Genomic DNA, 7,744 nt, shown 5'->3' with positions numbered 1-7,744 from the left:
ACCCGGCTGGGATTCGAACCCAGGACCCATACATTAAAAGTGTATTGCTCTACCAGCTGAGCTACCGAGTCGGCCACTTACTTTTTTAAGTAAATCCCTTTATTTAAGGGACTGCAAAGATAGGAAAACCCCCATTAAATCCAAATTTTTCCAGGCTTTTTTATGATAAAATCTGAGCTTAAAAAGTCAAACACCTGTTTATAAATTAATTACGTTTGTTATTTTTTTCAATAAAAAATACAGAATCAACGGCTACATAATTAAAAATAAAATTTTCGTCAATTTTTACGGTTGACGAAAATTTTTAAATCAATCTGTTTTTGTGTTATATATCAAACTTTCAGATTCTCTCTTCTGATATTCGAAAATGTTAATAATGCTATCCATTATTTCCTTACCAAGATGCTTTCCTACCAGATATAATGCAGCATCAATTCCGGCAGTAATTCCTGCTGTTGTTACCAGTTGTTCCTGATCCACATAACGGACATTTCTGATTATATTAGCGTCAGGATTATGCTGTTCCAGGGCATCTAACAACATACTATGGGTTGTAATATCATGATTAGCCAATATACCTGTTCCGGATAAAAGCATGCTTCCTGTACATATTGTAAATACAGTCGTTCCGGCATCGTAATGGGTTTTAATCCATTCCAGAACCGTATCCTGAAAGTCTTTATCCTGAATATATTTCATAATATGCTCAGGATTAGCTCCTGGAACAACAATCATGTCTGGTTTAGGGCATGTATGGATGTCATTGGTAGGAATAACGGCCATTGTATTGGCTTCCATATATATCGGCTCTTTCGTTTTCCCGACCGTAAAGCAATGATAAGAATTTGGATGAATGACGTTTGCTTTTACAAAAACATCCAAAGGACCGTTTAAATCAAGGGCCTCTACCTGATCATAGATTAAAAATGCGACATTCATTGTTTTCCTGTTTTGTACGTGTTTCATAATGCTGTTATTTTTAAGATTATTATTTTTTAAAGAAAGGCATAGGTCTACCCTGCTGACCATTGAGGATGATCAGTTTTATGTTAATTCAGACGAAAAAGCAATTATTCTGTGGTCTTGAATGCTTTCCGGTATTGTGCCGGAGAAAGGGAAACATTTTTAAGGAATACCCTGCGAAGCGAAACTGCATTGCTAAAACCACATTTATCAGCAATCATATCTACACTCATATCAGTATATTCCAACATGTTTTTAGCTTGATCCAGTCTCATTTTTTCAAGAAATTTACCAGGTGTCATTCCTGATTCTTTTACAAATACCCTGGAAAAATTACGTGTGCTCATGTATAGAGATTCCGCAATATGCTCTACTGTTATTATTTCACCCAGCTTGTCTTTCAATAGATCACGAACGTCTTTTGTAAGAGGAGACATCATTTCATATTCCGGCATTGAATCCCCAAACTGAGACTGTATTCCGGATCTTTTTAAATGCAGCACAAGATGACGGGCAACTTCTGTGGCCAATGGCTTTCCAAAATCTTCTTCCAAAAGAGCTAAAGCAAGATCTATCCCCGAAGAAACGCCTCCTGAAGTATAGATAGGCTTGTCACAAATAAAAAAAGGATTGACATTCACCTTCAGTTTTGGATATGATTTCTGCAATGTATCTGCAAATTTCCAATGCGTTGTTACCTGTTTACCATCCAACAGACCTGCTTTGGCAAGAACAAATGCTCCCACACATACCGATCCCAACCGCTTTACCTCTGGTTTTATATTTTGGAGATAATGATAAATATCCGGGCTGATCTCATCTAATATGCACAAGGTTGTCCCAGCCACTAACAAAGTATCTATAGAAAAATCAATATCATAAATCGTGTGACTGCACAATAAAGGCATTCCTGAACTGGAATAAATGATTTTCTCCGAAGTTCCGGAAACCAGATAAACATGATAACCGGAATTTTGATTTTCATCACTCAAAAATCGGTTGGCTACCGTAAAAACATCCAAAGGGCCTGCAATATCAAGCAGCTGTACCTGTGGTAATGCCAGAAGCACTATGTTTTTCTTCCCGATATCTTGTTTCTCTTTCTTCATATCTCGTTCTGTACGAGTACAAATGTAAAGAGAAAGCATGTTGTCTGCAATGACAAAAAACATACGATTTCGGCCAAAATAAGAGATTCCAACACAACAAAAGAGACTGTCTATAAGACAGTCTCAACACTCTACTATAAAATTAGCTAATAAGCTATACTTTTTGGTTGATTAAAAATTAAAACCAGCTCTTATGCAGGTGACAGTCTACGGGATTTCAAATAAAGGGCAGTACGGTTCAGATAGGGGAAAAGAAGAATCAACAACAATGAGGCGGCGAGAAGCCAGACCATCATTTCGTAATAATCCATAGCAAAACGGACATGATCCTGAACATTCATCCTTCCGATCAATAATTTATTGGCAGCTTTTACAGCCTTACCTTCAGGCATTCCTCTGGCAACCAGTTTAGCCGTTTGCTGGTGAAGAAAAATCTTGACAGCAGGATCTACAGCACTTAAATGATCCTGAAAAGCATTATAATGACGACTTTTTTCAAATAGTTCAAAAAAGTTGATCAGGGCAATACTGATGCAAAATCCAAAATACCGTACAGCTAAAGCTGCCGCAGCAGCAGAAGGCCCAATAACAGCAGGAACGGAAGAAATAATAAAGATAATTGTCGGAACCATTATCAATCCTACCCCCAATCCCTGAATGAATAATGGAATATAATAATTAAACTCATCGGCCTGAACATCAAAAGAATAATACATTAAACCATGAAAAATCAATAGCATTAAAAAGCCAGGCCCCCATATATACCGTATGTTTTTCTTTTGTAAAACCATACAACAGGCAATAATCACCCCAGCAACCAATCCAGCAAGATTGAAAATATTAATATAGGAAATATGAAACGGATCCAAATGCAATTCTGCAGCAAAGTAACTATTGACAATCCCTGATGCAAACCTACAGATATACATCACAAAAAGAATCAGTAAACCTACTTTAAAATTCCGGTATCTGAAAACACGTAAGTCAATATAAGGTCTTTTAATGGCCTGCTGGCGGAATATGGATATACCAGTTAAAACAATAATTCCGATTACACTTCCTAAAATCCTGTTATCTTCCAACCAATAATATTCCTGACCAAAAATGCTAATATACCCTATCAGAACCAATATGGCACTGAACAGTCCAAAACTCTGCCAGTCGAGTTTATATAAATGAAATCTCGCGTGTGTTCTGTAATTACTCATCGCAAAAGTCAGGAAAATAAGTCCCGGCAGGTACGAGAATATAGCAGTTTTATAAACAATATTAAAATTATAGGAATCTATGAGATCTGCGGTAATCAGATTATTGAACGGCAAGGCACAGATCAGAATTCCAAAAAACACAGAAAAACTGATCTCCCTTCCTCTTTCACTGCTCAACCTTGTAAAAATAAGGGTAAGCGAAAGGTTGACATTCCCTGCAAATAACATTCCCTGCATAAAACGAACCGGAAACAGAATGTAAACTTCGCGGGTGAAATAACAAATGAGACAAGCCAGAATCTGCAATGTGGTGAAAAGAAGAAAGTATTCTTTGGCGGCCAGAAAGCTGAAAAACCTTCTTTCCAGACTGTAAAAACCTACATATCCGGCATAAAACAATGCTACAGAAAACTGAATATCTGCCGGTTCACATCCATAATATCCCGCAGCTGCATTCACATTCGCCAGGGGAAGAAAAAATATAATAATTCCCGGAAGCGTCATTGAAAAAAGAATAATCTTCACCAGCCATTCCGGTGCCCATTTTTTAAAATAGGGCATTTGTCTTTTAACCATTGGAATGCTTTTTATCGGCATATACATTCACGTTCATCCCTACTTTCAGAATATCAATATCTTTTCTTATTCCGTCTACTTTAATTCTCACAGGAATACGCTGTACAATTTTCACGTAATTTCCGGTAGAATTATCCGGAGGCAGCAGTGAGAAACTTGATCCCGTTGCCGGAGAAAGCGAAATAATAGTTCCCTTAAACTCTCTGTCCGGATAAGAATCTGCTACGATTTTCACATGGTCTCCAATATGCATATCCTTGATCTGCGTTTCTTTATAATTGGCCACCACCCATTTATCGGTTTCATTATTGACAATAAATGCAAGTGTTTCTCCAGCATCAATCATCTGCCCTACCTCAACGGTTCTGCGTCCCATTCTTCCATCATAGGCTGCTGTGACAGCGGTATAACTCACATCCAGCTTGTGACGGTCCAGCAATGCTTCCAGTCTTGCAATTTCAGCTAAGACAACCGTTTTTTCAGCCTGAATGTCTTTGATTTTGGATACAGAAGCGGCATAATTATCCTGTGACGATTTATAATCACTTTCATTCACATCCAGCATTGCTTTCACATCTTCAAGACGCTGCTTGGTGGCGGATTCTTCATCATACAGCTTTTTATATCTGTTATAATCCAACTGCTGTTTCCAGACTTTTGCTTTACTTGCATCCACCTGAGCCATTGCTGCGGCGGCTTCTTTTTCAGTAGTACCTGTTGTACTTTCCAGTACTCTTAGTTGAGCACGGGCTTTCTGAATAGCTGCCTGAGTCTGTTTTTCCTGAAGAATATATTCACGGTTATCAATGATTAAAAGGGTATCTCCTTTTTTAACCTCCTGATTTTCTTCAAACTTTACGGCTACGATAAACCCTCCCGCTCTTGAAATAATAGGATTCACATATTCCTGAACCTGTGCATCATTGGTCTGCTCATAAGTATAATAATTTTTGAGGGTAAAACCGCCCCAGACAGCAAGTGCAGCTACGATTAGAACTGAGATCCATCCTGTAATCTTAGTGATTAATCTATCAGTGGGAGTATATTTTTTTTTCATTGTATTATAAAATGCCTGTAATGTTCTGTAATAAATAGTAATTGTTTTGGGCCATAATTTTCGCAGCTTCCAGTTCAAATTTTGTCTGAAGCAGCTGTATATCCGCATCCAGCAATTCTGTAATAAGTGAAGTCTGACTGAAATAGGTATTCTTAATGATACGTGTATTTTCTTTAGCCTGAATGACATTCGCCTCTGCAACCTTTATCTGTTCAAGGGCTTCCTGATAGCGCAAATACGCTTCTTTAACCTGCTGTCTTACCTGATCTTCCGTATCCTTATGTACCTCTTCTTCTTTTTCAAACTCCAACTGAGCTGCTTTTACTTTATTCGTATTATGATAAAGGGAAGAAATGGAAAATGAAGCCTTAATTCCCACAATTCCCAATGAATACCAATAAGGATTATAAGGATAAAGGAAAATCTGCGGATTGGCATAATAAAATTCGCCATACATCCCAATTTTAGGACGTACATTGGCTTTTACCTGCTTCACTTTCAGTTTACTCAGTTCTGTCTGCTGTTCTGAAACATGATAGTTGAAAGAATGGTCCAATGCCAGTTTCAGATACTCGTTGTAGGTTGTATTCTCATTCCACTGATTAATGGGTGCTTCGGGCATTACCATTTGGTAATCGGGAATACCCAAAATAATATTCAGCTTTTGGGTAGCAATCAGAATATCATTTTCTATGGTAACGAGTGTCATTTTCCGTTTTGAAAGTTCCAGATCAATTCTTAACACATCACTTTTTAAAACTACACCGTTTTTATAAAGAGACTGTATTTCTTTGAGTTGTGTTTTTTGATCTTCTATATCCTGTTTTATCAGATCTCTGAAAATTAAAGTTTTCTGAAGTTCAAGATAAAGAGCTGCTGTTTTGTAATGAATATCAGAAATCGACTGCTCTTTCTGAATATCCTTAATTTTCTGAAGCGTTTGGTTTTCCTTAATCTTAAGGTTCAGTTTGTTTCCGTTATAAATGTTCAGGTAAAAATCTGCTCCGGCCCGGTAAAGCGTATGGATCACTTCATGCTGTGTGGGTTTAGAAAAAATTCCATTTTCATAGATGGGAATATTTGAAGCTTTTTCTACTGAACCTTTCACTTCAATTTCCGGAAGGCGTTCTCTTTTCGCATCTTTTACTTCGGCTTCGGCAATGTCTACATTAATGGCATTGATTCTGATATGGCGGCTGTTTTCCTCCGCTTTTTGCCATGCGTCTTTTAGGGAGAGTCGTATGGTATCCTTTGTTGGAGTGCCGGTTTGAGCAGATAGGGTGTAGGAAATTCCAACCATCAGCAATCCGGCGACATAAGTTTTCATTTGAATTTTTGAATTATTGCACTGCAAATTTATTGGCAATTATTAAATTTTATTTATCTAAAATAGTCAACTTTTACATGATTCCGGCCAAATGATTATATTTGCATTTTCATTGGTATTTCAAATTTTTTATGGGACTCATTGCTGCACTTCCGGATATTGATAAAGACGACAAAAGTGTATTTGTGATGCACGAAAAATCGGAGAAGCTGATTCCTTTTCACAAACATACCAAAGGACAGCTGAGTTATGTAGAAGGTGGTATTGCGTATATTACAATCAATAACAGAACGTATGTAGTCCCGGCCAGACATTTTTTCTGGATTCCGCAGGGTATGGAGCATATTTTAGAGATTGGATATACTGCAACCGTCCTGCGATCTCTTTATTTTTATGCTCATGATGATTCCGCAGATCCTTTCTATAGCCGGCTGGGAATTTATCCTGCATCAGAACTTCTGATCCAGATGATCAAGTATACAGAAATCTGGGATGAAAAACATGTCACTGCAAAAGATGAAAATTTTGAATTTTTAGTGGCGTTAAAAAAAATTCTCCCTAAAACCCATAACCAACCATTACCTATTATTCTCCCAGCTACCCACAACAAACAGATGATGAAAATTGTATCTTATCTGGAATGGAATATCGGGGAAAAACTAACCTTAGCCAGTGTCAGCAGCAAGTTTGGGCTGAGTGAACGCTCTCTGTCACGACTTTTCAAAGCAGATATGGACATTTCTTTTCTCCAATATCTGAAAACCTTAAGAATCATTAAAGCCATTGAATTGCTTTTAAATACAGACAAACCCATCAATGAAATTGCCGATGATGTAGGCTATAGCTCTATTAGTGCATTCAGTGATACCTTTCATGAATTTACCCAATCGAGACCGTCTGATCTGAGAAAGAGTAATAAAGCGACCCAAAACATGTTGGGATAGAGAACTTAGAAATGATCTTCGTCAGATTTAGAAAAAAATAAAAGACTAATTTATCTTTTATTAAAAATATCTTTCTATATTTGTCCCATAAAACTCAGTAAAATGTTTTCAAAAACCTGTGAATATGCTTTAAGAGCTTTGATCTATATCGCCCAGCAGTCTAAAAATGACAGCAGGGTCGGGATTAAGGACATTTCAAAAAGCATCCATTCACCAGAACATTTTATTGCTAAAATTTTACAGGAACTGAGCAGAAAAGGATTTGTGCAATCCGCCAAAGGTCCAAACGGAGGTTTTTATATGGATCAGAAAAATCTGAATACTTCCATTGCTGATATTGTCAAAGAAATTGACGGGGATAAGCTTTTTACCGGTTGTGGACTTGGGCTTGATCAGTGTTCAGAAATACATCCATGCCCGCTTCATGATCAATTCAAAAGTATCCGACAGGATCTTAGAATAATGCTTGAAACCTCAAAAATTCAAATGTTTGTCGATAATCTGGACTTACAGCTTACTCATTTGAGAGCTTAAAAAAATTTAAATTAATAAAAGACAAA

7 protein-coding genes are annotated in these 7,744 nt (G+C 37.2%); 2 read left to right on the top strand and 5 right to left on the bottom strand.

Annotated features, from left to right (window positions below; translation table 11 throughout):
• Window positions 1-309: 309 nt before the first annotated feature.
• From CQ046_RS21220 to CQ046_RS21200, 5 genes are all read right to left on the bottom strand, one after another.
• The gene (locus CQ046_RS21220; RefSeq protein WP_105704187.1) at window positions 310-966 is read right to left on the bottom strand and encodes a DJ-1/PfpI family protein; all 657 of its coding nucleotides are present in this window, start codon (window positions 964-966) and stop codon (window positions 310-312) included.
• A gap of 104 nt (window positions 967-1,070) precedes the next feature.
• Window positions 1,071-2,072, bottom strand: coding sequence for a GlxA family transcriptional regulator (locus CQ046_RS21215; protein WP_165790571.1), 1,002 nt, complete (start codon window positions 2,070-2,072; stop codon window positions 1,071-1,073).
• Window positions 2,073-2,263: 191 nt separating this feature from the next.
• Window positions 2,264-3,856, bottom strand: a complete 1,593-nt coding sequence (locus CQ046_RS21210) for a beta-carotene 15,15'-monooxygenase (protein ID WP_105704186.1) — start codon at window positions 3,854-3,856, stop codon at window positions 2,264-2,266.
• Window positions 3,849-4,913 carry an HlyD family secretion protein gene (locus CQ046_RS21205; protein ID WP_105704183.1) on the bottom strand — a complete coding sequence of 355 codons (1,065 nt, stop codon included), beginning with the start codon at window positions 4,911-4,913 and terminating at the stop codon, window positions 3,849-3,851. The genes CQ046_RS21210 and CQ046_RS21205 overlap by 8 nt, the downstream gene beginning before the upstream one ends.
• A gap of 4 nt (window positions 4,914-4,917) precedes the next feature.
• The gene (locus CQ046_RS21200) at window positions 4,918-6,240 is read right to left on the bottom strand and encodes a TolC family protein (protein ID WP_105704182.1); all 1,323 of its coding nucleotides are present in this window, start codon (window positions 6,238-6,240) and stop codon (window positions 4,918-4,920) included.
• A 131-nt stretch (window positions 6,241-6,371) separates the two neighbouring features.
• Between CQ046_RS21200 and CQ046_RS21195 the strand changes: the two genes are divergently transcribed.
• Together CQ046_RS21195 and CQ046_RS21190 are read left to right on the top strand one after the other, a co-directional pair.
• Complete coding sequence (locus tag CQ046_RS21195) at window positions 6,372-7,184, top strand: AraC family transcriptional regulator (RefSeq protein ID WP_105704181.1); 813 nt, start codon at window positions 6,372-6,374, stop codon at window positions 7,182-7,184.
• A 102-nt stretch (window positions 7,185-7,286) separates the two neighbouring features.
• Window positions 7,287-7,718, top strand: coding sequence for an RrF2 family transcriptional regulator (locus tag CQ046_RS21190; protein ID WP_105704180.1), 432 nt, complete (start codon window positions 7,287-7,289; stop codon window positions 7,716-7,718).
• Window positions 7,719-7,744: the final 26 nt, after the last annotated feature.

This window comes from Chryseobacterium sp. MYb7 (assembly GCF_002979455.1).
GTDB lineage: Bacteria > Bacteroidota > Bacteroidia > Flavobacteriales > Weeksellaceae > Chryseobacterium.
Note: the sequence above shows the minus strand (reverse complement) of the source record. Positions and strands in the feature narration are given on the sequence as shown.

Bases quoted from the DNA above. Each gene is read 5' to 3' on its own strand.
- CQ046_RS21205 (WP_105704183.1), bottom strand. From the start codon at position 4,913: ATGAAAAAAAAATATACTCCCACTGATAGATTAATCACTAAGATTACA.
- CQ046_RS21210 (WP_105704186.1), bottom strand. From the start codon at position 3,856: ATGGTTAAAAGACAAATGCCCTATTTTAAAAAATGGGCACCGGAATGG.
- CQ046_RS21190 (WP_105704180.1), top strand. From the start codon at position 7,287: ATGTTTTCAAAAACCTGTGAATATGCTTTAAGAGCTTTGATCTATATC.
- CQ046_RS21215 (WP_165790571.1), bottom strand. From the start codon at position 2,072: ATGAAGAAAGAGAAACAAGATATCGGGAAGAAAAACATAGTGCTTCTG.
- CQ046_RS21195 (WP_105704181.1), top strand. From the start codon at position 6,372: ATGGGACTCATTGCTGCACTTCCGGATATTGATAAAGACGACAAAAGT.
- CQ046_RS21200 (WP_105704182.1), bottom strand. From the start codon at position 6,240: ATGAAAACTTATGTCGCCGGATTGCTGATGGTTGGAATTTCCTACACC.
- CQ046_RS21220 (WP_105704187.1), bottom strand. From the start codon at position 966: ATGAAACACGTACAAAACAGGAAAACAATGAATGTCGCATTTTTAATC.